This window comes from Microbacterium sp. bgisy189 (genome assembly GCF_965345345.1).
In the GTDB taxonomy this organism is placed as follows: Bacteria; Actinomycetota; Actinomycetes; order Actinomycetales; family Microbacteriaceae; genus Microbacterium.
Genome location: NZ_CBDRMZ010000012.1, coordinates 13215 through 34163, shown reverse-complemented (window position 1 = coordinate 34163; position 20949 = coordinate 13215). Strand labels below are relative to the sequence as shown.

27 protein-coding genes are annotated in these 20949 nt (G+C 67.9%); 22 read left to right on the top strand and 5 right to left on the bottom strand.

All coding sequences use genetic code 11. The annotated features are described in order from the left end of the window. Positions 1 to 107: 107 nt before the first annotated feature. The 4 genes from ACSF8R_RS13210 to ACSF8R_RS13195 are packed head-to-tail and all read right to left on the bottom strand — an operon-like array spanning position 108 to position 2258. A complete protein-coding gene (locus ACSF8R_RS13210; protein ID WP_062635269.1) occupies positions 108 to 683 on the bottom strand; it encodes a hypothetical protein in 576 nt (191 codons plus the stop codon). Positions 684 to 692: 9 nt separating this feature from the next. After that, positions 693 to 1016: a hypothetical protein gene (locus ACSF8R_RS13205; RefSeq protein ID WP_062635271.1), complete on the bottom strand. Its 324-nt coding sequence runs from the start codon at positions 1014 to 1016 to the stop codon at positions 693 to 695. 16 nt (positions 1017 to 1032) lie between these two features. After that, positions 1033 to 2022: a conjugal transfer protein gene (locus ACSF8R_RS13200; protein ID WP_062635273.1), complete on the bottom strand. Its 990-nt coding sequence runs from the start codon at positions 2020 to 2022 to the stop codon at positions 1033 to 1035. After that, positions 2022 to 2258, bottom strand: coding sequence for a hypothetical protein (locus tag ACSF8R_RS13195; protein ID WP_005052720.1), 237 nt, complete (start codon positions 2256 to 2258; stop codon positions 2022 to 2024). Before ACSF8R_RS13195 ends, ACSF8R_RS13200 begins: the two co-directional genes overlap by 1 nt. A 312-nt stretch (positions 2259 to 2570) precedes the next feature. Between ACSF8R_RS13195 and ACSF8R_RS13190 the strand changes: the two genes are divergently transcribed. The 19 genes from ACSF8R_RS13190 to ACSF8R_RS13100 all read left to right on the top strand — a co-directional run bounded on the left by ACSF8R_RS13190 (position 2571) and on the right by ACSF8R_RS13100 (position 19887). Beyond that, positions 2571 to 3335, top strand: coding sequence for a hypothetical protein (locus tag ACSF8R_RS13190; protein WP_251448520.1), 765 nt, complete (start codon positions 2571 to 2573; stop codon positions 3333 to 3335). Between the two features lie 856 nt (positions 3336 to 4191). After that, a complete protein-coding gene (locus ACSF8R_RS13185; RefSeq protein ID WP_062635277.1) occupies positions 4192 to 4866 on the top strand; it encodes a ParA family protein in 675 nt (224 codons plus the stop codon). Between the two features lies 1 nt (position 4867). Beyond that, positions 4868 to 5467, top strand: a complete 600-nt coding sequence (locus ACSF8R_RS13180) for a hypothetical protein (RefSeq protein WP_062635279.1) — start codon at positions 4868 to 4870, stop codon at positions 5465 to 5467. A 119-nt stretch (positions 5468 to 5586) separates the two neighbouring features. Further along, a complete protein-coding gene (locus tag ACSF8R_RS13175) occupies positions 5587 to 6279 on the top strand; it encodes an SAF domain-containing protein (protein ID WP_062635282.1) in 693 nt (230 codons plus the stop codon). A gap of 6 nt (positions 6280 to 6285) precedes the next feature. Next, entirely contained in the window at positions 6286 to 7113 is an 828-nt protein-coding gene (locus ACSF8R_RS13170) for a hypothetical protein (protein ID WP_062635289.1), read from the top strand. Next, positions 7110 to 8717: a CpaF family protein gene (locus tag ACSF8R_RS13165; RefSeq protein ID WP_062635291.1), complete on the top strand. Its 1608-nt coding sequence runs from the start codon at positions 7110 to 7112 to the stop codon at positions 8715 to 8717. Before ACSF8R_RS13170 ends, ACSF8R_RS13165 begins: the two co-directional genes overlap by 4 nt. 1 nt (position 8718) lies before the next feature. Next, positions 8719 to 9585 carry a type II secretion system F family protein gene (locus tag ACSF8R_RS13160; RefSeq protein WP_062635294.1) on the top strand — a complete coding sequence of 289 codons (867 nt, stop codon included), beginning with the start codon at positions 8719 to 8721 and terminating at the stop codon, positions 9583 to 9585. Beyond that, positions 9582 to 10463 (top strand): type II secretion system F family protein, encoded by an 882-nt coding sequence (locus ACSF8R_RS13155; protein ID WP_062635296.1) that lies wholly within the window; start codon positions 9582 to 9584, stop codon positions 10461 to 10463. The genes ACSF8R_RS13160 and ACSF8R_RS13155 overlap by 4 nt, the downstream gene beginning before the upstream one ends. A 98-nt stretch (positions 10464 to 10561) precedes the next feature. Continuing rightward, complete coding sequence (locus ACSF8R_RS13150) at positions 10562 to 10756, top strand: hypothetical protein (RefSeq protein ID WP_005052697.1); 195 nt, start codon at positions 10562 to 10564, stop codon at positions 10754 to 10756. Positions 10757 to 10771: 15 nt separating this feature from the next. Next, positions 10772 to 11185, top strand: coding sequence for a TadE/TadG family type IV pilus assembly protein (locus ACSF8R_RS13145; protein WP_062635298.1), 414 nt, complete (start codon positions 10772 to 10774; stop codon positions 11183 to 11185). A 2-nt stretch (positions 11186 to 11187) separates the two neighbouring features. Continuing rightward, positions 11188 to 11637, top strand: a complete 450-nt coding sequence (locus ACSF8R_RS13140; RefSeq protein WP_062635300.1) for a hypothetical protein — start codon at positions 11188 to 11190, stop codon at positions 11635 to 11637. Then, positions 11634 to 12044, top strand: a complete 411-nt coding sequence (locus ACSF8R_RS13135; RefSeq protein WP_062635302.1) for a pilus assembly protein TadG-related protein — start codon at positions 11634 to 11636, stop codon at positions 12042 to 12044. Before ACSF8R_RS13140 ends, ACSF8R_RS13135 begins: the two co-directional genes overlap by 4 nt. 11 nt (positions 12045 to 12055) lie before the next feature. Next, positions 12056 to 12670 (top strand): hypothetical protein, encoded by a 615-nt coding sequence (locus ACSF8R_RS13130; protein WP_062635304.1) that lies wholly within the window; start codon positions 12056 to 12058, stop codon positions 12668 to 12670. Continuing rightward, the gene (locus ACSF8R_RS13125; protein WP_062635306.1) at positions 12664 to 13677 is read left to right on the top strand and encodes a hypothetical protein; all 1014 of its coding nucleotides are present in this window, start codon (positions 12664 to 12666) and stop codon (positions 13675 to 13677) included. The genes ACSF8R_RS13130 and ACSF8R_RS13125 overlap by 7 nt, the downstream gene beginning before the upstream one ends. A 16-nt stretch (positions 13678 to 13693) precedes the next feature. Then, a complete protein-coding gene (locus tag ACSF8R_RS13120) occupies positions 13694 to 17017 on the top strand; it encodes a LysM peptidoglycan-binding domain-containing protein (protein ID WP_251448570.1) in 3324 nt (1107 codons plus the stop codon). A gap of 2 nt (positions 17018 to 17019) precedes the next feature. Continuing rightward, the gene (locus ACSF8R_RS13115) at positions 17020 to 17622 is read left to right on the top strand and encodes a prepilin peptidase (RefSeq protein WP_062635310.1); all 603 of its coding nucleotides are present in this window, start codon (positions 17020 to 17022) and stop codon (positions 17620 to 17622) included. A 115-nt stretch (positions 17623 to 17737) separates the two neighbouring features. Continuing rightward, positions 17738 to 18493, top strand: a complete 756-nt coding sequence (locus ACSF8R_RS13110) for a hypothetical protein (protein WP_251448573.1) — start codon at positions 17738 to 17740, stop codon at positions 18491 to 18493. Continuing rightward, positions 18487 to 18987, top strand: coding sequence for a hypothetical protein (locus ACSF8R_RS13105; RefSeq protein ID WP_062635313.1), 501 nt, complete (start codon positions 18487 to 18489; stop codon positions 18985 to 18987). The genes ACSF8R_RS13110 and ACSF8R_RS13105 overlap by 7 nt, the downstream gene beginning before the upstream one ends. A gap of 18 nt (positions 18988 to 19005) precedes the next feature. Continuing rightward, positions 19006 to 19887, top strand: coding sequence for a hypothetical protein (locus ACSF8R_RS13100; protein WP_062635315.1), 882 nt, complete (start codon positions 19006 to 19008; stop codon positions 19885 to 19887). Positions 19888 to 19890: 3 nt separating this feature from the next. Here ACSF8R_RS13100 and ACSF8R_RS13095 read toward each other — a convergent pair whose 3' ends face one another. Further along, positions 19891 to 20055 carry a hypothetical protein gene (locus ACSF8R_RS13095; RefSeq protein ID WP_157523972.1) on the bottom strand — a complete coding sequence of 55 codons (165 nt, stop codon included), beginning with the start codon at positions 20053 to 20055 and terminating at the stop codon, positions 19891 to 19893. Between the two features lie 90 nt (positions 20056 to 20145). Between ACSF8R_RS13095 and ACSF8R_RS13090 the strand changes: the two genes are divergently transcribed. The 3 genes from ACSF8R_RS13090 to ACSF8R_RS13080 are packed head-to-tail and all read left to right on the top strand — an operon-like array spanning position 20146 to position 20941. Next, entirely contained in the window at positions 20146 to 20424 is a 279-nt protein-coding gene (locus ACSF8R_RS13090; RefSeq protein ID WP_062635317.1) for a hypothetical protein, read from the top strand. Continuing rightward, positions 20421 to 20786 (top strand): hypothetical protein, encoded by a 366-nt coding sequence (locus ACSF8R_RS13085; protein ID WP_062635320.1) that lies wholly within the window; start codon positions 20421 to 20423, stop codon positions 20784 to 20786. The genes ACSF8R_RS13090 and ACSF8R_RS13085 overlap by 4 nt, the downstream gene beginning before the upstream one ends. Beyond that, positions 20783 to 20941 (top strand): hypothetical protein, encoded by a 159-nt coding sequence (locus ACSF8R_RS13080; RefSeq protein ID WP_157523974.1) that lies wholly within the window; start codon positions 20783 to 20785, stop codon positions 20939 to 20941. Before ACSF8R_RS13085 ends, ACSF8R_RS13080 begins: the two co-directional genes overlap by 4 nt. The last annotated feature ends 8 nt before the right edge of the window (positions 20942 to 20949 follow it).

Sequence of the window (20949 nt, the reverse complement as noted above, 5' to 3'; positions counted from 1 at the left end):
CGTTTCTCAGTCGGTCGGCGTGGCCAGCAGCAGATCGCGACCGCCGCTGAGGGGGACCGTGATCGGCGTGCCGCCGAGGATGGGGAGGAGGGATGAGTAGCTCATGGTCAGTTGCCTCCTCGGGCTTGCTGCAGCAGGCGCTCGACGCCGCTGACCGCGTGTGCGGGTGCGTGCGCCGGCAGCGGCGTCGAGCGCGGCTGCAGGACCGGCTGCGCCACGACGGGCGCTTCCGGTGCGGGTGCGGTGTTCTCGCTATCCGGGCGGGCGAGCGTGGCTCCGACCGGCTCGGCGATCGTTGTTCCGCCGCCTGCGAAGTGGGGCGGGCGAACCCGCATGGTCACTCCGCGGTAGCGGCCGGCTGCGGGGCGGGTCATCGCGGACATGCCGCTAGTGATGATGCTCAGCAGGTTCCGGCGTGTGGCCGGGATCCTTCCGGCTCCCCACGCTGCTCCCCAGGACACGAAGGCAGCGACGGGAATGTCGACGATCGGAGAGCCAGTCCCCCACACGCTCTGCGTCATCAGCGCGACGACCAGGACGATCGCCAGGACGACGCCCTGCGTCAGCGTGTAGGGGCCCCCAGGGATCTTCGTGCCGTCGTGGAGACGGCCGATGAACTTTGGGAACCGGCGGCTGCGCGTGTAGAAGCGCGCAACCTCTCTCTCTTCGTCGCGATCGGCCACGTTCGCCCCTTACGCGACCAGCCGGTAGACCGTGTCGCCGGCCGCGGTGGTGGTCTCGTTGAGCACCAGGACGTCCGCCGGAGCTGCGATCTGGTGGATCGTCACTCCGATGGCGTCGACGGTCTCGGTCTGGATGAGGCCCATGACCCACTCGCCACCGCCGGCGGCGAGGAACATGGCCAGGCCGCACGCGATGCCGGTGATGATGGTCGTCGCCATGGCGAACCGCACCTTGGCGGCGACGACGAAGAAGATCACTGCTGCTGCGAGAAACACGACCGCCCGGAAAGCAGTCGTCGCATCAGCGGTGATCCCGTTGATCCAATCGAACATGGTTGGTGTTCCTTCCTTAGTTGCCGTTACCGGACGGTGTCGGCGTGGGGGTTGTCGATCCCTTGTCGGAGACCGCTTGCGGTGCAAGATCAATGGCGCTGACCTCCCAGCGGGAGGCACGCGCGGTGAGGGTGAGCGTGTACGTCGAGGTCACTTGCTGGTCCAGCGGGCTCAGCAGTGAGACGGTCGCGAGCACCTTGAGGGTGTCGCCATCGCTCGGGGACTCCGTGGGCGTCAGGTCCGACCGCAGCTCCTCGACGTTGACCATCACGTAGGGGGCGGGCGAGATCGCCACGAAGGATGTGTCCGGGGCGCTGTATCGGGACAGGTCGCCCGAGCCGGCAAGGTACGCGCCGAGGAACGCCGACACCGTCTCCGCAGACGGGTCAGAGGATCCGATGGTCTGCTTGTAGACCAGCGACGTTGTCTCGCCCTGGACGGGAGCGGAGATCTGGGCCGGGAGACCGACTGCCCGCACCGTGTCTCCGTTGACCGCGATCGCCACCTGGAAGTAGCGGCGCGGCCAGCTCGTCGTGCTGGTGTCGTCGGAGTCCGTCACCGACAGCTCCTTGATGTTCGCCGCGACGACGACGTTGACGAAGTCCGAGCCGTCGACGGGTGTGATGGAGACCACGGACAGGTCGCGGTACTCCCAGGCCGTGACCGACAGCTGCCGCAGCGCCGCCAGGTCGACGTAGGTAGCCAGGTCACCCGGCGCGTCCTTCGTCGCGCTCAGCCACGAGGAGACGAATCCCTCCGCGTAACCGCCGGCAGCCTGCTGCTGCGTGCTCAGCCCCGCTGCCTGCGCCTCGGGCGCTGCGGCGACGACGGGCGCCGGACGTGCGGCCGCGGCGAAGAGCGCGATGGGCCCACACGCGATCGCGGCGAACAGGAGTGCGGACAGCACCTTGCCGCCCAGCTGCCGACCATGGGTCCAGCTGCTCCCCTGTGCCGGGACGGTCTTCGTCTCCTTGGCTGGCTTCGACGTCTTCTCGCGGCGCGCCATTATGCAGCTCCTCCCACTCGCAGCTGCGCCACCCGCAGAGCTGCCGGCACCGCTGCCGAGAGCTCCTCAACCGCCTTCACCACGCGGCCATGCGTGGAGGGGTCGAAGGGTGCGTCGAGGGTGCTCGCCACCGCTTCCTCGAACCCCTGGCGCGCACGGATCGCGCGTGCAGCGTCGGGCTTGAATCCTTCCCACATGGCGTCGTCGGCGCTGTCTGCGGTGCTGCTCTCGCTCACGTTTCTGTCCCTTCCGCGGAGTCCTGATGCCTCCCGACCAACGGGGGCATATCTGTATAGGCCGGGTTTTCGGCCCTTCGCGGACATCGCGGATCGAAGAAATCTTGCGTGGATATTGCGCCCATGCAGCGAGACATGGAAACCACCCCTGAACGGGCATTTACAGCATCGGATCGCGACTCAGACCCACCGAAGCCAGCATCCGCCGGTCGGGCACTCTCCTGCCCGCCCGGAACTTTCCAGGATCTGAACCAGGGGTGCTGAGGAACGTGGCCCTTCGTCAACCGACGTCACGACGAAGGGCCATTTCTCATGACTGCTTGGGCGAAGACATCACCTCTTGCCGACCAGCTGTTCGACGAGTGGAACAGCTTCCACTCCCACACCACTCACCACTTCGGAACGCTCGGCGAGCTGACCGGCGATGAGGCCGTGAACCTCATCCGGCAGCCGCAAGCTCCCGAACAGCGCGACGCGCTCTTGCTCGAGCTGCTCACCCTCGAGCACGCCGGCGATACCTTCGCCGGCCGCGTCCTGCTCAAGTCGTTCATGCCGCTCGCGCTGCGGCTGCCGAGCAGCTGCAGCAGCATGCGCAGCCTGTGGCAGCACTCCCCCGCCGACGCCCGCACTGCGACGATCGGCGTGCTCTGGGAGGTCATTCACACCTACCCGCTCGAGCGCGTCCACTCCGTCTCCGGAAACATCCGTCTCGAGACGATCAAGAACCTCGGAGTCTGGTTCGGCAGCGAGCACAGCGTCGACGCGATGCCGATCGAGGACGAGCTGCTCGAGAAGATCGCAGGCCCCGACGAGAGCGACGACGTCTTCCGGGATCTGGTGACGATCCTCACCTGGGCGATCGACTCCGGCACCCTCCGCCGCGACGAGGTCCAGCTGCTTGCACGCATCGAGCTCGCAGAGGGTGACCCCGGTGTGGCGCGTGAGGAAGCAGCGGCCGAGCTCGGCGTCAGCCGGGAGACGCTCAACCGCCGAGTGTGCCGAATCCGCACCAAGCTCATGCAGGCCGTCAGTGGCGACATGGAGGCCAAGGTCTCCTACGCCCCGCGCCGCAGCTGAGCCAACCCGCCATCCAGGGGCAAGCGCAGTCGACGAGTCGAGCGCGCCCCACAGGCCGGAGCACACTAACCGCTCCGCCCCCCCCAGACAGACAGGGCCTCTGGATGGCCCCCAGGGGCCCTGTCTTCCCCTCCGCCTCACTCGGAGCCCTCCTCATGGCCGAAATCGCCTCAGCAGGCCGCACAGGCCCGCTTACGCCCGCATCCATCGTTTGGATGCCCCGCCACGACTCCCCTACCAGCCCTCGCGACACGCGCACTCCACCATCGCCAGCGCGGCGCCACACACGCGCTACCCCGCCGCGATGCTCTGCGCTGTACCCACGCAGCAACGTCGCGATAGCCTCCCGCCACTCCCCCGCCAGATCACCGCATCACTCGCGCGATACGCTGAGCAACCCCCGCGCCACACCCGCGCTAGTCATCCGCAATAACACTCGCAATACTCGCGCTAGCTCATCGCCCTACCCGCGCATGATGTTGCGCTCTAACATGCGCACTACTAGCGCGAGTCGGTCGCCTGTACTGCTCTTTGATTGCGCATTGCTTGTGCCTGTACGTCGCGACTTTGGCGCGTTACATGTCGCAGATAGAGCGCAAGTACACGCGCACTGCATGCGCCGTCATTGCTCCAATACAGCGCGTCTAGTGCACGGCGCTAGCGCGGTTGCATCGCAACCTCTAGCGCATGCGCCGCGCACGACACGCGCGATTGTTGTTGCATATAGGCGTGAATGTGACGCTATACTGACGCCCATGAACCCGCCACAGTTGCCCCATACCCGCGCCACACATCCGCACATCGCGCGCTCGACTGGCGCGACCGCTGTCAACACCCTCGTCCGTGGAGGCCGATCGTGAGAATCATCGGCGTCTGCAACCAGAAGGGCGGGGTGGGCAAGACCACCACCGTCATGAACCTCGCGGCCGCGCTGTCCCGCGCCAACAATGTGCTCGTGGTCGACGTCGACCCGCAGCAGTCCGCAGCACGCTGGGCCGAGCGAGCGGGGGATGACCTTCCGTTCGACTTCGCAGCCGACGTCGATCCCAACAACATCATGGGATTGCGTGACCTCGACGGCTACGACATCGTCCTCGTCGACACGCCTGGCAGCCATGAGAACACCGGCGTCCTCACCGCAGTCCTGCAGGTCGCCGACTTCATCGTCCTGCCGCTGGAAGCCGCCACCATGGCGATCGAATCGGTCGCGGACACCTTGGTCGAGCACATCATCCCGACCGGGGTGCCCTACCGACTCCTGCTGAACAAGATCGACACCCGCCGCGGCGGTCGGCGACTCGAGGACTGGGAAGAGCAGCTCGACACCGTCGAGTTCATCGAGGGGCAGATCGGACTCCCGCGTTTCCAGCGTCACATTCGTCTGTCCGCGAGCGTCGAGGACGCTCCCTTCGACGGCAAGGTCGTCACGCAGTACACCGATTCCCGCAAGAACCAAGCAGCGATCTCCGACTACACCAGTGTCGCGTTGGAGCTCACGTCGCTGTGGGCCAACCAGATGAAGGAGGCCTGACATGGCTCGTCAGGATCTCGGAAAACTCACCCGCCGCACCGCGCCGACGCCGGCTCCCGCAGAACCCGTGGAGCCCCCCGTCGACCAGGCTCCGCCCCCGGAGCCCGCCCCTGCAGCGGCGGTCGAACCCGCGGCCGCTCCTGCGAAGAAGCAGGCGCCGCGCAAGCAGCCGACTCGCACGACCCGCACGGAGGACGAAGACGGGGGAGAGAGGGAGGAGCGGGAGACCGCGACCAAGGGCGTCCCCGTCCACCTTCCGGTCCCACTGAACGACCGCCTGCAGGCGTACATGGCCAAGACGCGCAAGAGCCACCAGACGGTCCTCCTGGACGCCGTCTCGGCTACCTATAAGCGTCTTCCTGAACTGATCCGCCAAGCCACCGCCGGCGGAGAAGAGACTGACGAGGACTGGACGGATCTGTTCAACAGGCAGAAGCGTCCCGCCCCCGTCTCCGACGCGGGGCCCCGCGTCAAGCACACCGTGCGCGTTGCCCCGTCGTACCGCGCGATCCTCGATCGCGTCACCGCTGAACTCGATGCTCCCTCCCGGAACTTCGTCATCATCACCGCCTACGAGGCATTCCTTCCGCCTCTCGACTAGACGGTGCGGTGTCCAGCTACAGCAGAAGACCAGCTGTCGCTACAGCGGTATATGAGACACTCACCGAACTGCTTAGACACCTACCCCACATCCGCCCCACGATGAAGGATTGACCTCCAATGACCACCACCACTGACCGCAAGAGCAAGCGCACGAAAGAGACCACCGAGCCGGGCGAGCAGAAGCAAGGACTCACTCCTGCAGTCCTGCAGCCGACGAAGTCTCGCCGGCGCCCCGCGATCATCGCCCTCGGCATCGCGCTTGTCCTCCTCGGCGGAATCGGCGTGTGGTGGGTCACCACGAACCTCACCCGCACCGTCAGCGTCATGGCGACCAGCGTCGACGTCTCGCGCGGGGAGACGATCACCACGGACGACCTCACGACCATCCAGCTCGCCGGCGGGCAGCAGGTCGACGCGGTCTCCGCCGCGGATGCCGCCGACCTCGTCGGAACCACCGCGCTGGTCGACCTGCCCGCCGGCACCCTCATCACGTCGGCCAACACCGGCGACACCCTCGCGGTGCCGGCCGGCTCCTCGATCGTGGGCGTCACGCTCACCCAGGCACAGATGCCCGGCTACCAGCTCGCAGCAGGCGACAAGGTCCGTGTCGTCGAGACCCCCGTCACTCAGGGCGACCCGCCCGTCGAGACCCCCAAGAGCTTCAACGCCACGGTGTTCACCGCCACCTACGACACTGAGACCCAGGTGTGGGTTGTCGACCTGGTCGTGCCGAACCGTGAAGCACCCGACATCGCCGCTCGTGCCGCCACCGGCCGCGTCGCGCTGGTCATCGACTCGACGGGGGAGTGACCCCGCATGGCGATCATCTTCCTTGCCAGCGCGTCCGGCGCTCCCGGCGTGACCACCGCCGCCGGCGCCCTGGCCCTCAACTGGTCCAAGCCCGTGATCCTCGTCGAGGCCGACACCACCAAGACCAGCAGCATCATCCCCGGACTCATCCGCGGGCAGGTCTACCACAGCACCGGACTGACCGAAGCGGCCGTCGCCGACCAGTACGGCGCTCTGACCCCTGACAAGCTCTGGGAACAGACCGTCGAGCTCAGCCCCCGCTCAGTGCTCATCCCCGGCTTCAAGAGTCTGCAGGGCGCCGCCGGCGCGGGCCCCCACTTCTGGCGGGCACTGCTCGACGCGCTGCGCCCCTACGAGTCCGCCGGGTACGACATCCTCGTCGACGGCGGGCGCCTCCACGTCAACGACCCTCGACTCCCGCTGCTGCGCGAGGCGGACAGCATCACCCTGTTCACCGATCGCACGCTGCCCTCCGTGGCAGCCGTGCTCGCACACTGGCGCTCCCTCGACGAGAACCGCAACACCGTCCCCGAGTGGCTGCTGAACACGCTCAACGAGATCGGGCACGCCAGCTACGTCGATCTCCTCGTCACCGAACGCCCCACCACGCAGGAGACCTGGCCTCTCAAGACCGTCACCAAGCAGATCGGCATGAACCTGCTGGGCACCATCCCCTGGGATCCGAAGGGCGCCGCCATCTACTCGGTCGGCGCACCCACCCTCGGCGCCCAGCGCACCCCCTACGCGCGGGCCATCGGCGCGCTGCTGCTCAGCTACAGCGATGTCCTCAACACCCGCACTTACACGACCACCGACTGGGAGGGACAGCAGTGAGCGACCCCACGCCCGACCCCGCAGACCTGGGAAACATCCCGTTCTTCACCGCGCCGGCACCGGCCACCCCGCAGGCGCCGACGACCGCACCGGCCGACACGGGCCTGCGCAACCTGGGCCACGCCGCCGCGCACCTGACCCGCGCGGCACAGCGGAACGCCCCGGCCGAGGCAGTCCCCACGGCACCCGCAGCTCCGATCGTGCCGGCACCGCCCACCATCCCCGAGCGGCCGGCACCCGAGGTCACCCCGCCAACCACCCTCGACGCCCGCAGCGATCTGCCCTGGGCCGACATCGCCGCCATTCGCGACGAGGTCTCCCGTGAGCTCGCCGCAGTGTTCAGCGAGTCCATGGACATCACCGCCGAGCAGCGCGAACAGACAGCGCAGGACCACATCGTTGACCGGGTCCGAGCTCGCGTCGACGACCAGACCCGCCGCCCCGGCGAGGGGCGCTGGCCGGCCCCGATGCAGACCGCCATCCGGCAGGCCGTCTTCGACCAGCTGTTCCGCCTGGGTCGGCTGCAGCCGCTCGTCGACGAGCCCGACGTTGAGAACATCCACATCAACGGGTTCGACGACGTCTGGATCTCCTACGCGGACGGCCGCGTGGTCAAGTACCAGTACCCGATCGCCGAGAACGACCGTGAGCTCGAGCGAGAGATCAACCTGCTCGCCGCCCGCTCGGGGGAGGGCGGCCGATCGTTCACGAGCGCCCGGCCGCGACTGCACATGGACCTGCCCGGCGGGGCGCGTCTGGCAGCGATCGCCGAACCCGTCGCCACCCGACCGACGATCGTCATCCGTATCCACCGCCTCGTCGACGTCACCCTCGACCAGCTCGTGGAGCGCGGCACCATCACCCGCCAGGCGGCAGCCTTCCTCCGCGCGGCCGTCATCGCCGGGGTCTCCGTCGTCACCAGCGGCTTCCCCGGCGCAGGCAAGACCACACTGCTGCGCGCACTCGCCGACTGCATCCCGGCCGAAGAGAAGATCGTCACGATCGAGATGGAGCGTGAGCTCTACCTTCACAAGATCAACGACCGCCACCCGCGAGTGGTCTCACTCGAGGCGAAGCCGGGGGAGGGGGAGCGTGGCGCCGATGGTCGGCTGCCCGGTGAGATCACCCCCGAAGACCTGGTCTACGACACCCTCCGACTGGACACCCAGCGCTTCATCGTCGGCGAGGTCCGTGGCCCTGAGATCTACGCCATGATGCAGGCCATGCAGTCCGGTGTCGGGTCGCTGTCCACCCTGCACGCCGCCAGCGCAGACGACTCGATCGACCGCATGTCGGCGCTGATGCTGTCCCGCGGCAACAACACGACCCCCGTGTACGCCTACCGGATGATCGAGCAGAACATCAAGATCGTGGTGCAGATCTCGAAGATCATCGACCCCGCGACCGGCAAGCCCCGCCGCGTCGTCACCGAGATCGCCGAGATCCTGCCCGGCGAGGAGCAGAACAACTCCCGCCCCGTGGCCTCTCAGGTGTTCCGCTTCGACCGATCCAGCGGCAGCCTCATCACCGCTGACATGCCATCGCCGCGGCTCCTCGAGGAGCTCAAGTTCTACGGCTTCGACCCCGCGAACCTGGGAGTGTGAGATGACTACCGCAACCCTCGCCCTGTGCATCATCGTCGCGGTCGCCGGCGCGATCCTGGTCATCCTCGGCGCCGCCCACAAGCCCAGCACCAGCGGACTTCCCACGCGCAGCGCGCTTCGCGGGAAGGCGACACGCGACTTCACCCGCACGCAGCAGATCCAGCTCGTCGGCGGCGCCGCGGTCGGTCTGGTGTTCGCGCTGATCACCGGATGGTGGCTGCTCGTGATCGCCGTGCCCGTCGCCGCTGTCGGCCTGCCATGGCTGCTGCAGAAGGGCCCCGAGGAGAACACGATCGCCAAGCTCGACGCCCTCGAGTCCTGGACCCGCAGCCTCGCCGGCCTCACCGTCTCCGGCGCCGGCCTCGAACGCACCATCGCCGCATCGCTGAGCAGCTGCCCCGAAGCGATCCGCCCGCAGGTCACGCAGCTCGTCGCGCGCATCAACGCCCGGTGGACCACCACCGCGGCGCTGCAGGCGTTTGCCGACGACCTCAACGATGAGACCGCGGACGTGCTCGTGATGCACCTTCTCCGCAAGGCCGAGCTCCGCGGATCCGGCCTCGCCGCCTCGCTCGAGGATCTCGCCAAGAGCATCTTCGAGCGGGTCAAGATGCGCCGCCAGATCGAAGCCGACCGCGCCACCCCGCGCAACGAGGCACGGTTCGTCGTCTACTTCACCGTCGCGCTGCTCGTACTCCTGGTCCTCGCCCAGCAGTACTCCGCCCCCTACGGCACCCCGATCGGTCAACTCCTGTTCGCCGCATATCTCGTCAGCTACGCCCTCGTATTGCTGTGGATGCGACGCATCAGCCGCGGCGTGCCGGCACCCCGTCTGCTCGTTGCCACCGAGAAAGCTGGTGAGAAGTGAACCTCGCACTGATCGTCCTCCCTGGCCTCGTCCTGGGGCTCGGCTTCGCGCTGGTCATCGCCGCACTGGTGCCCACCCAGCCCAGCCTCTCCGCAGCGCTCGATCGGATCGGCACCACCACCGTCGCCGCCGACCCCGCCTACGCCGCCACCCTCGAGAACCGGGTGGGCTCAGCCGTCCTCCGTCGCGTCGGCGACAGCCCCTCTCTCAAGATCCCCACCCGCGATCTGCGCCTGATCGGCATGAGCGTTAACCGGTTCCTGTACCAGAAGGTGCTCTCCGCCGGCCTCGGCCTCATCGCCCCCATCGCGATCGGACTGATCTTCCAAGTCCTCGGCCTGACCGCGTTCTACATCCCCGCGCTGTTCGGCATCCCCCTCGCCATCGGCGGCTGGTACCTGCCCAACCTGCTCGTCCGCGACCAGGCCGAAGCCGCCCGCAAGGAGTTCTCCCGCTCGGTCGCCGTCTACATGGAGCTCGTCGGATCCGAACGCATCAGCGGCGCCCCTCCCGGCAAAGCCCTCGAGTCCGCCGCCCAGGTCGGACGCAACTGGGCATTCGTCCGAATCCGCCAAACCCTCACCGAAGCCCGCTACGCCGGCACCGCACCCTGGGACGCGCTCGAGCAGCTCTCCCTCGAGATCAACGTCCCCGACCTGGGTGAAATCGCCAAGGTGATCAGGCTCTCGGGGGAGCAAGGAGCGTCGGTATATGAGACACTCAGGGCACGGGGGCAGAACCTCCGGGACCGACTTCTGAATGATGAAGTGACGGAGGCGAACAAAGCGACCAACAAGATGACCATCCCGATGACCCTCACCGGCGTCCTCTTCATGCTTCTGCTCGGAACTCCCTTCGTGCTCAACGCATTCTTCTGAGACGTTGGAAGTCGATTGTCCGCGAAGGCCCCAAACCGAGGCCTATACCTAATAGACCAAGCACCACCCACCCAGAGAGAGAAAGGAACCAGGATCCTATGTCGACCCTGAGCCGAGAGTTCCTGTCCCGCATGCGCGGGCGGGCAGCTCGCTTCACCGAAGAGCCCGAACGTGGCTCCATCACCCTCGAGCAGGTCATCTGGACCGCCGGCATCGCGCTCGCCGCCGTGGCCGTCGTGGCGATCATCGTCACCGCGATCAACGCCTACGCCGGCCAGATCCCCACCGGCTGAAAGAGCCACCCGCAGATGGTCCGCACCTCCAACACCGGTCACCGGCAGCGCCTCAGAGAAGCGCTCGCCGGTGATCGGGGTGCGGCCACGCTGCAGAACACGATCATCGCCCCGGTGCTGCTGCTCGTCCTCGCGGTCTTCCTGCACCTGGGCATCATCCTCCACGCCAACAACCTCGCCCACGCCGCCGCCACCAGCGCCTACAACGCCGCCCGCGCCTACAACGCCAGCGGCACAGACGGCTCCACCGCCGGCCTCGCAGTCCTCAACCAGTCCGGCTCACCGATCAGCGGCGCATCCGTCGCGGTCGACCGCGGCGCCAACACCGTGACCGTAACCGTCACCGGCACCGCCCCCTCCTTCGTCCCCGGACTGACCACCAACATCGACGTCACCGTGACCGGCCCCACCGAAAGGTGGGTGAACTGACCATGCGCGCCATCCGAACCCTCATCGCCAAGCTCCGCGACGAACGCGGCTCCGCCGGCCTCGAGATCGCCATCCTCGCCCCGGCGCTCGCCGCGGTGCTCGTGCTGCTCGCAGCTTCCGGACGTCTCGCGCTGGCCGGCAACGCCGTCGAGTCCGCAGCGTCGGCCGCGGCCCGCGAAGCATCGCTCGCGCGCACCACGGCCCAGGCGCAGGAAGCAGCCGAAGACATGGCGCGGATCTCGATGGAACAGTCCGGCGTCAACTGCACCACACTCTCCGTCAACATCGACGCCTCCGGCCTGAGCGCCCCGATCGGCACCACCGGCCGAGTCAGCGCGACCGTCTCCTGCACCGTCGCACTCAGCGACGCCGCCATGATCGGCCTGCCCGGCACCCGCGTCCTCACAGGCACCGCCGCCTCTCCCGTCGACGCCTACAGGGAGCGGCGATGAACACCATGGTCCAGAGGCTCCGAGCCAAGTTCCGCGACGACAAGGGCGTCGCGACGATCTACTTCGTCATCATGACCGTCGCGTTCCTCGCGATCGTCGGACTCGTCGTCGACGGCGCCGGCAAGGTGCAAGCCAACCAGCAGGCCTACACCACCGCCGCCAGCGCCGCCCGCGCCGCAGCGAACGCCGTCAGCGGCCAAGCGATCAGCGACGGCACCACCGCGATCGACAGCAGCCGAGCCGTCAGCGCCGCCAACGGCTACCTCGCCGCCGCCGGCGTCGGCGGAAGCGTCGCCGTCAGCGGCGACCGCATCACCGTCACCGTAGACACCGACTACTCGGCCACCTTCCTCCCCGTGCCGTTCCCCGTCCAAGCCACAGCCACCGCAGAGCTGATCACCCAATAGGAGCCCCCACCATGAGCATCAAGCGCCTCGCCGTCGCCGGCATCATCGCCGCCGCACTGACGCTGACCGCATGCACGGGCACCGGCAACCCGACCCCCACCGGCAGCCCCACCAACACCCCGACCCCCACGCCGACTGTCGCGCCTATCACCGGCGAAGCACCCGCCGACGAGGATGAGGCGATCACCAAGGCACAGCAGACGATCACGCTCCTCCTCGATGTGTGGGAGCAGGTCGACGCCACAGGTGGAAACAGCCCCGAGCTCTTCGACATCGTCGCCACCGGCCGCATGCTGAGCCGGGTTCAGGAAGACGCTTCACGGACCGCCAACGGGCCGATCCTGAACGAGGACGGAGAGAGCATCGAAGGCCAGGCCACCGTTGAAGGTCGCATCGAGTTCGAGCCGACCACGGCCTACGGCCAGGAATACGAGGGCATCGCCAATGGCCTCGTCATCGTCCCCGGTTGCCAGGATGCCTCCGGGCGCATCACCACGACAGCTGATGGCAAGCCTGCAATGCAGAACCCGACCCCGCGCAACGAAGTTGAGTTCCACGTCATCTACGACGCCGAGACCAAGACCTGGCTCGTCAACGATCGAATCGACTTGGGGACCACATGCTGAGACGAGGAATCGCAGCGCTCGCCGCCGTTATCGCCCTCATCGCGGCCTCTCTCGTCGCCGCCCTGCCCGCGCAGGGCGCCAACGGCGTCTACTGCGATGCGGACAACAGGTGCTACCTCACGATCTCGATGCCTTCGGATCCGGCGCCGAACCCGGACAGCAACGGGTGGACCCCTGGCGCACCGACCTGCTACTACGAGAACTCGCAGTCTGGCCTTCTGCAGCTGGGCTGGACGGATGATCAGATCCGCGTTTTCGATGGCGGCACCTACCAGCGCTTCTACGCGATCATCGACTGCGGTGGCTCGACCTCGTACTGGTCGAACACCCGGCAGTGCTACGTCTTCATGAAGGACGGCGTATGGCCGGCCCGCCCGCCGGGCTACTCGCAGGAGGCCGGCTACTACGGCTGCATCATGTTCAACCCGTCGCCGGGTGGATCGCCTGGTCTGGGCACGGAGAGCAACTTCTGGAGCGAGACGGTCCCGCCTGGGCTGCGTGTGCTCACTCCGGGTGCCGCGGCTCAGCAGCTCATCTCCACGTTCGCCCTGCGCGGCATCGACATCGGCATGGCTCCCGAGGTCAACCCCGAATGGGGTCACCGTCGCGGCTACGTCGGGGTTCCGATCTGGCTCTGGGTCAACAACCCCGAACCGCTGACCTGGGGCCCCTACACGGAGACCGCGACGCTGGGTGGGCAGACGATCACGGCGACAGCTCAGGCCACGTCCGTTCGCTGGCAAATGGGCGACGGTGCGTCGACGACCTGCGGCAACACTGGCACTCCGTACAACGTCGGCTACGGCATGACGACGTCGCCGACCTGCGGTTACCAGTACACGTCGACATCGAGCCGGAACCCCGGCGATCGCTTCACGGTCACGGCCACGACGAACTGGACCGTGACGTGGACCTCTCTCGCCGGCCCTGGCGGCACCGTCAACCTGACCACCAACAGCGCAGTCGACCTCGAGGTCAACGAGCTGCAGACCGTCATCGTCCCCTGACCCCCAAGGAGGCATCATGAACCGCATCGGAAAGGGCCTCGGGTCGCTGATACTGCTCGCCGTGCTCCTGGTCGGTATCCCCGCCGGGCTCGTGTTCTTCGCCGGCAACCCGCTGCCGTCGTGGGACGAGCTCGTGGCCGGGTTCACGATGCGCGACTACACCGGATCCTTCCTGATCGGGACGATCATGCCGATCGTCGCGTGGATCGCGTGGGCGACCTTCGCTGTCGGCTTCCTCGCCGAGCTGCCCGCGCAGCTGCGCGGTGTGCCGCGGCCTCGGATCCCCGGCCTCGGCGTCCAGCAGAAGGTCATGGGCGGTCTGCTCGCCGCAGTCATCGCGCTGTTCTCGCCTGCGGCCGCGTTCGCGTCAGAGGTACCCACGCAGCCTTCGGTGTCCATGAGCGCCTCCGTCGTCTCGGTCGCGACCACCGAGGCTGCGGCTGAGGAGGCCCCTGTCGTCGAGGCAGGCCCGCAGTACGTGGTGACGGGTACGGACACACTCGCCCGGATCGCGGAGAACACGCTGGGCGACCGCAGCCGCGCTGCGGAGATCTCCGCGCTCAACCTCGGCGTGCAGCAGGCCGATGGGGGAGCGCTGACCGCGTCGGGATGGCTGCAGGAGGGATGGGTGCTCACCCTGCCGGCAGACGCCGTCGTGCCGGCCGCAGCGGATGCCGCGGCCGCGCCTGCCAGTGCCGAAGCGGAGACGGTCACCGAGATCACCTACGAGCAGCGTGACATCGTCTCCGGCGACACCCTGTGGGACATCGCGGCCGAGGAACTCGGCGACGGTGCCCGCTACCCCGAGATCTTCGAGGCCTCGAAGGACATCGCTCAGCCTGGCGGCGGCACCATCACCGACCCGAACTGGATCTACCCCGGCCAGCAGGTCAACATCCCCGTGGCCACCGTCGTCCCCATCGCTCCGACCGACGACGCGGCGGGCACCACCGGCAGCACTGGCTCGATCGACACGGACGAGGGCGCTGCCGGCGCCGTCGACGTCGACGTCGACGAGGGTGCGGGTGCCGCGGGTGCTGGCGGCGGCGCTGACGAAGGCGCTGGCGCGTCGGGTGCGGATGCCGCGGCCGAGGACGAGGCCACGAGCGGTCTGGGGTTCACCACGGATGCCACCCAGGCGCCCGCCGACGAGGCGCCCGCCGACGAGGCTGCAGCTCCGGCCGCGGCCGTCGACGTCGACGAGGACGACACGAGCGGCATCGAGGACTACTTCCAGGTCGCCACCATCGGAGGCATCGGCGCCACACTCGCCGCCGGCCTCCTCACCCTCCTCGGGTGGCGGCGTCTCAAGCAGCGCCGCGACCGCAAGCCCCGCCAGCGGATCGCGATGCCCGACGAGACCGTGTCCTCCGTGGAGCTCGAGCTGCGCGCCGTGGAGAACCCGCTGGGTGCCGAGGCGGTCGACACAGCCCTGCGCCACCTGGCCGTGTGGGCGCAGGAAACCGGCAGCCGGCTCCCCGCGCTGTACGCCCTCCGCCTCGATGAGAGCTCGGTCGCCGTCTACCTCGACGAGCCGACCGACCTTCCGGCACCGTTCACCCAATACGACCCCGAAGACAAGCTCGCCTGGATGGTCGCGCTGACCGACCTCGAGCCTCTCGACACGGTCCCGTCCGCGCCGTACCCGGCGCTGGTCATGCTCGGCCACGACGACAACAACGGGCACATCTTCGTCGACCTCGAGCGGATCGGTGCGCTCAACGTCACCGGCGCCACCGGAGAGCTGCGCCAGGGCGTGCTCACCGCCATCGCGATCGAGCTCGCCGCGAACACCTGGTCTGAGGACGTCCAGGTCACCCTCGTCGGCGTCGGCGATCGCCTCCCGCTCGCGCTCGGCAGCGGCCGCGTGCGTCACGTCGAGGACACCGACACTCTGCTGCGCAACCTGCACGGACAGGCCGCGGCGGTCGAGGCTGCTCTCGATGAGCTCGGCGTCGACGGGCTCGAGCAGGCACGCACTACCGGAGCGGATGCGGAGGCCTGGGCGCCGGAGATCATCATCCTCGGCGACAACCCGGACGAAGCCACCCGTGAAGCCATCAGCGAGCTGGTCACCCGGATCCCGCGTGTGGGCATCGCAGCTGTCAGCGCCGGCCACCTGACAGGCAGCTGGAACCTGGCACTCACCGAGGACCGCCGAGCCCAGCTCGAGATCCCCGGCACCGGCGTCGCCATCCCGATCACCCCGCAGCTGGTCGGCGCGCGCGAGTACAACGAGATCCTCGCGCTGTTTGACGTCGCCACAGAGGGCGCCGCTACCGGCGTCGCGCTCGACGACGAACTCGAGCTCGACGAGATCCCCGCCGCCGCAGTCGAAGCCGACGAGGTCGAAGCCGAGCAGCTCCCGCTCGTCGACGAGCCCGACGTCGAAATCTCCGAGCCCATCGCCGACGAGACGGAGGCGGAGATCTCCGAGGCGGACGAGGCAGCACCCTCCGCCGTCGACGAGGAGCCGGCGGAGACCGTCACGGTCAACCTGGTCGACGAGGAGGCCGCGGCCGAGCACGACGAGCCGCTCGCGGCGATCACACCGCTGCACCGTGGGCCGTACCTGCAGCTGCTCGGACCCGTCGAGGTTCGCGGCGCGCGCGGAGAGGCGCCGGTGAACCCGAACACCGCCGCGCAGTGGCGATCAGCAATCCGCAAGGGGACCGAGCTGGTCGCGTTCTTGTCGGTGAACCCGAACGCCACCGCCGAGCAGGTACACGCCGTGTTCTGGCCCGGCCAGATCGCCTCGGGCAAGAAGGCAAACGACGACCGCAACGGGCTGACCTCCAAGACCCGCCGCTGGCTCGGACAGAACGATGACGGCGAGCTCTATGTGCCGCTCGTGACGACGGGGGAGTACCGGCTGCACGAGGACGTCCGCTCCGACTGGCAGGACTTCCTCGGTCTCATCGGTGACGAGATCTCCGACACCCCCACCGACCGGCTGCTCGCTGCGCTCGAGCTCGTCAAGGGACAGCCCATCAGCGGCGTCCCCGACAAGCGCTACGTGTTCGCCGACCGGCTGCGCAACGAGATGATCGCGACCATCGGCGACGTCGCCCATGAGGTAGCCACCCGCAGCCTGTCCACCGGCAAGGTCCGCCACGCACGCCTCGCCTCCGCGATCGGCCGGATGGTCGACCCCGTCAACGAGGTCTTCTGGCGCGACGGGCTGCGCGCCGAGCACCAGGCCGGCGACCACGCCGGCGTCGAGCGGCTGATCACCCAGCTCGAGCAGAGCCTTGCCGCCGTCGACGAGGACTACGAGCCCGAACCCGAGACGCAGAAGCTCATCACGCAGCTGCGCCAGCGGCACGCGATGGCCAGCTGATCATGACCACGACCCGCGAGGCTCCCCAGAGCGTGCGTGCGCGACGATACCCGGCGTTGCGGTACCCGCTCGCAGCTCTGGGGGGCTTCGCGCTCTCAGCGGCCCTCACAGCGCCTCTGAGCCCCGATCTGCGTCTCACGGTGGGCGGTTGGGCCATGATCGCCGTCTACGCCGCCTACGGAGCGTTCCTGACGCGCACAGACCTGCAGGAGCGTCGCCTGCCTGACACGCTCACCCTCACCCTCGCCGCGATCCTCACCGGCGCCGTCCTAGCCCTCGCTCTCACCGCCGGCGCCGGCACCGAAGCGATCGCCGCGATCAGCGGCGCGATCGGGCTCGCCATTCTGCTGGCCGCGATCGGACTGGCCGGGCAGGTCGGATTCGGGGACGTCAAGCTCGCCCTCAGCGTCGGACTGCTCACCGGCTGGCACACCTGGTACCTCCCGTTCGTGGCGATCGCGCTCGCGTACGTCCTCGCGTTCCCGCACGCGATCACCGCGGCGATCCTCAAGAGCCGCGGACGCGACACCCACGACCTCCCCTTCGGGCCATATCTGCTCGCTGCCGGCGCGGTCGTCGCGATCGCCGCGATCGTTCCCTCGTGATCTGTCTGGACAGATGCACCGCGACCGCAGAGGCCGCCTCAAGCCCACACTCATGAACCCGAAAGGGCAGCTTGTGAAAACACGGACCCGCACCTGGCGCCTCACACTGTCTGCGGTGGCCGCGGCACTCATAACCGTCAGCTCTCTCCTCGTTGCAACACCGGCGCAAGCTGCAGGCTCGTTCTCTCTGAACAATGGCCATTTCTTCGTCGCTCCGCCGGTCGTCTACCCAGGGCTGATCGCACCCGTCAGCGCGGGCCTGGGTAACAACTCGAACGCCAGCGCAGCCACCGTCACCATCACCTTCGGCATAGTGTGCAACTCCCCGGGTCGGCCAGTGGCGGAAAGCTCAGCGCAGACCATCGTCATCCCGCCGGATCCATCGCGCCCTGCGGGAGGAAGCCAGCTAACTCGGGTAGCAGCTACGGTCGCCGTCCCCACCGCCTGCACCAAACCGACCGGGCCAATTCCGCTCTCGCAGGACGGCTACTTCTGGGTCAAGATGACCCAGGCCGGGATGCCGGACCAAATGAAGATGGTTCCGATCTGGGTCGGCAAGCCGTTCACCGCAGCCAACTTCCGCGAGAACCTAGTCACCCTCACCAAGCAGAACGATCCCGACTATCAGGCCCACCATCAGCTGCCGCAGATGTATCGCGCCACGTTCGAGCAAGCAGGCCTCGCGATCGACGATCCGCGATACGGGCTCTGGTGGTGCTCGAAGGCAGGGGTTCCCACCAACCACTCGAGCCAAGCAGCGAACTACAACGCGAAATGGGAGCAGTTCTTCGCGACCACAGCGAGCCCGTCCCAAGACGAGATATTGGCCTACATGAAGTCACTCGTCGGCTTGTACGTCTACACATGCTGAACTCGGTCCTCATTCAGGCCCCTTCACGCCGGGGCTACGCCTGGGTCAACGTCAAGTCCTCGCCCCGCCTGAGCTCCGTCGATAGATCGGAGATGTTTCGCGCGCTCCAATGGGGACGGCTTGACGAGCTTCCGGTGGAACCCCGGTTCGCTCGCCAGAACAAGGGTCGGAAGTTCGGCGACCTCCTCTGGACGACTGGCCCCACGAAGATCGCCAGTGACCGATTCGTGGCCGTCCTCGAAGAATCGCGCGCCACGGGGTACTCGACGTTCCCGGTGGAGATCGAGAACCCGCCTGGCATCGTCCTGCCGCGGTATCACGGACTGGTGGTGTTCGGGCGCCCCGGTGATGATTGCTTCTCCATCATGCCGGCGGAACAGCATTGGAAGTTCGGCATAACCGGAGCCCTCCTGCGCGACCTGCGAACTGCGGGAGCCGACGACTTCGAGATCTTGGATGAATCCTCAGTCGCCGCGGCTCCCTTGCCCCGTTGACCTCCCCAGGACGAGTGAATGTCAGGCGAGTACTACAGCCCCGAAGGGGAGTACCTACGGCGCGTGCTGGATCGCCGGCGCGCGCGGCGCGAGGTCGCGGCCGCGGGCTGGTGGTCGCGTCGACGAGCGATCGGCCAGCTCCGCGAGCTCGAGCAGAGCGATGGCCTCGAGGAGGTTGCACAGCTGTGGGCGCGCGAGCTGCTGCGCACCGAGATCGCGAACGCCTGGGCCCGAACCTCCCGACACTCCAACGAGTGGCATCCGCGACTGCTCGAGCATCTTCCCGACCTCGCTGAGGAGGCCGCGGCCGAGGCGGTTCTGCAGGCCGGCGATGACGAGTTGCTCCACCCGTTACTCACCGCCGCGGCCGCGGAGCAGATCGCGCGCGAGAACGTCGACCGGGTCAGGCTCGTGGCCGACGACCCCACGATCTACCTGCTGCACACCACGACACCCGAAGGGGGCCCGATGGTCGTGCTGCAGCACGCCGCGAGCGGGCTGCGCGGCCGCTTCGCCGTCGATCCTGTCGACGGCTTCGGCGACGTGTTCTCCAAGCCCTACGACATCCCGTCGATCAACCCCAACAACCCGCACGACGACGGCAACCGATGGGAGCTGTACGCGGGTCTCGGCATCGGCCGACGCCTGTACCTCGCCGCGGGCGAGCTCCACCCGCACATCCGATGGCGCGCCGGCATCCAGAGCCCCTACGCGGCGCCGCTGCGCACCAGGCTGCACAACGCCGATCCGTACCACTGGGCAGGGCACTGCGCCTGGTGCAACGAGCGACGGATCATCTGGCGTGAAGCCGAGCCGGCAGAGTTCAGCGAGCACCCGATCACTCCGGCGCCGGCAGCGATCGAACCCCGTCTCATCGAGGTCACGACGAGCTCGAGGTAGGGGTCACCCTCCATGGATGCTCGCGCCGACGAAGACCGGGGGAGCGGGCACCATTCGCAACACGTCCTCGCGGCCGCACACCACGCACACCAGCACGCCGGGGCGATCGCGCATCACTACGCCGCAGCAGTGCGGCTGAACGCCGATCGCCAATCCGTCGTCGACCATTCCGCGACGCTACGCCTCCGGCCCGATCGCGCGGGCCATCTCTCCACAGATGACCTTTCCTGGGTCTAAGTTTTGTGGCACAATACCTGTATGGGGATCGAGTGGCCGAAGTCAGCTGACAAGCACGACATTCCCCACGCCGATGCGCTCTACGCCATGCAGAACGCGATCTACACGAGCACCAAGGTCAAGATCAACGAGGGCGACTCCCGCAACCAGCGTCGCGTCTTCGTCGGCCCGCAACACGCGCAGACCGATCGGCTGATCGAAGTGCTCATTGAACTCAAGCCCGGCGGCAACTTCGTCGTCTACCACGTCATGCCGCTGGGCGCCTACTACCGCCGACAGATGGAGGAGGAGAACGGATGACCCTCAGCAAGAAGGACCAGGAGCGCTACGCCACCCTCGCCGCGCTCGAGGAACAGCCCACCGGCACGTCGACGCCGGGGGAGAGCGCCCACGGCGCCGACGCCGCAGCCATCGGGCAGCAGATGCTCCTCGACGCCCTCGGAAGCACGCAGGCCGTCGCGCGAGCGGTCGGTGGACGGCCCCGCGTGGGAGGGACGGCAGCAGGCGCCGGCTCCTCCCCGACGATCCGCACCCGCGTCACCCCGACCCGCAAGCGCGAGGTCGACCAGCTGCGCGCCCAACTGGGGATGAAGAGCGACTCCGACGTCGTCCGGGCAGCACTCGACGAGTACGTGCAACGGCATCTGCAGGCCAGCGCATGAGCCGCCGGGGACCGCTCGAGGCCGAGCTGTACGAGCAGTTCATCGACCAAGGCCTGGACGGGATGAGCGCTGAGATCATGTCATCCGAGATCGCGGCCGACTCTGGCGAGCGGGTCTCGGAGTACGAGCGCGTCGATGTCGGAGACACCGACTAAGGTCCGCG

Excerpts from the sequence above, each read along its gene's own strand:
- ACSF8R_RS13205 (WP_062635271.1), bottom strand. The coding sequence starts at position 1,016 with ATGTTCGATTGGATCAACGGGATCACCGCTGATGCGACGACTGCTTTC.
- ACSF8R_RS13200 (WP_062635273.1), bottom strand. The coding sequence starts at position 2,022 with ATGGCGCGCCGCGAGAAGACGTCGAAGCCAGCCAAGGAGACGAAGACC.
- ACSF8R_RS13190 (WP_251448520.1), top strand. The coding sequence starts at position 2,571 with ATGACTGCTTGGGCGAAGACATCACCTCTTGCCGACCAGCTGTTCGAC.
- ACSF8R_RS13180 (WP_062635279.1), top strand. The coding sequence starts at position 4,868 with ATGGCTCGTCAGGATCTCGGAAAACTCACCCGCCGCACCGCGCCGACG.
- ACSF8R_RS13175 (WP_062635282.1), top strand. The coding sequence starts at position 5,587 with ATGACCACCACCACTGACCGCAAGAGCAAGCGCACGAAAGAGACCACC.
- ACSF8R_RS13170 (WP_062635289.1), top strand. The coding sequence starts at position 6,286 with ATGGCGATCATCTTCCTTGCCAGCGCGTCCGGCGCTCCCGGCGTGACC.
- ACSF8R_RS13160 (WP_062635294.1), top strand. The coding sequence starts at position 8,719 with ATGACTACCGCAACCCTCGCCCTGTGCATCATCGTCGCGGTCGCCGGC.
- ACSF8R_RS13150 (WP_005052697.1), top strand. The coding sequence starts at position 10,562 with ATGTCGACCCTGAGCCGAGAGTTCCTGTCCCGCATGCGCGGGCGGGCA.
- ACSF8R_RS13145 (WP_062635298.1), top strand. The coding sequence starts at position 10,772 with ATGGTCCGCACCTCCAACACCGGTCACCGGCAGCGCCTCAGAGAAGCG.
- ACSF8R_RS13140 (WP_062635300.1), top strand. The coding sequence starts at position 11,188 with ATGCGCGCCATCCGAACCCTCATCGCCAAGCTCCGCGACGAACGCGGC.
- ACSF8R_RS13135 (WP_062635302.1), top strand. The coding sequence starts at position 11,634 with ATGAACACCATGGTCCAGAGGCTCCGAGCCAAGTTCCGCGACGACAAG.
- ACSF8R_RS13130 (WP_062635304.1), top strand. The coding sequence starts at position 12,056 with ATGAGCATCAAGCGCCTCGCCGTCGCCGGCATCATCGCCGCCGCACTG.
- ACSF8R_RS13125 (WP_062635306.1), top strand. The coding sequence starts at position 12,664 with ATGCTGAGACGAGGAATCGCAGCGCTCGCCGCCGTTATCGCCCTCATC.
- ACSF8R_RS13120 (WP_251448570.1), top strand. The coding sequence starts at position 13,694 with ATGAACCGCATCGGAAAGGGCCTCGGGTCGCTGATACTGCTCGCCGTG.
- ACSF8R_RS13115 (WP_062635310.1), top strand. The coding sequence starts at position 17,020 with ATGACCACGACCCGCGAGGCTCCCCAGAGCGTGCGTGCGCGACGATAC.
- ACSF8R_RS13105 (WP_062635313.1), top strand. The coding sequence starts at position 18,487 with ATGCTGAACTCGGTCCTCATTCAGGCCCCTTCACGCCGGGGCTACGCC.
- ACSF8R_RS13100 (WP_062635315.1), top strand. The coding sequence starts at position 19,006 with ATGTCAGGCGAGTACTACAGCCCCGAAGGGGAGTACCTACGGCGCGTG.
- ACSF8R_RS13095 (WP_157523972.1), bottom strand. The coding sequence starts at position 20,055 with ATGGTCGACGACGGATTGGCGATCGGCGTTCAGCCGCACTGCTGCGGC.
- ACSF8R_RS13090 (WP_062635317.1), top strand. The coding sequence starts at position 20,146 with ATGGGGATCGAGTGGCCGAAGTCAGCTGACAAGCACGACATTCCCCAC.
- ACSF8R_RS13085 (WP_062635320.1), top strand. The coding sequence starts at position 20,421 with ATGACCCTCAGCAAGAAGGACCAGGAGCGCTACGCCACCCTCGCCGCG.
- ACSF8R_RS13080 (WP_157523974.1), top strand. The coding sequence starts at position 20,783 with ATGAGCCGCCGGGGACCGCTCGAGGCCGAGCTGTACGAGCAGTTCATC.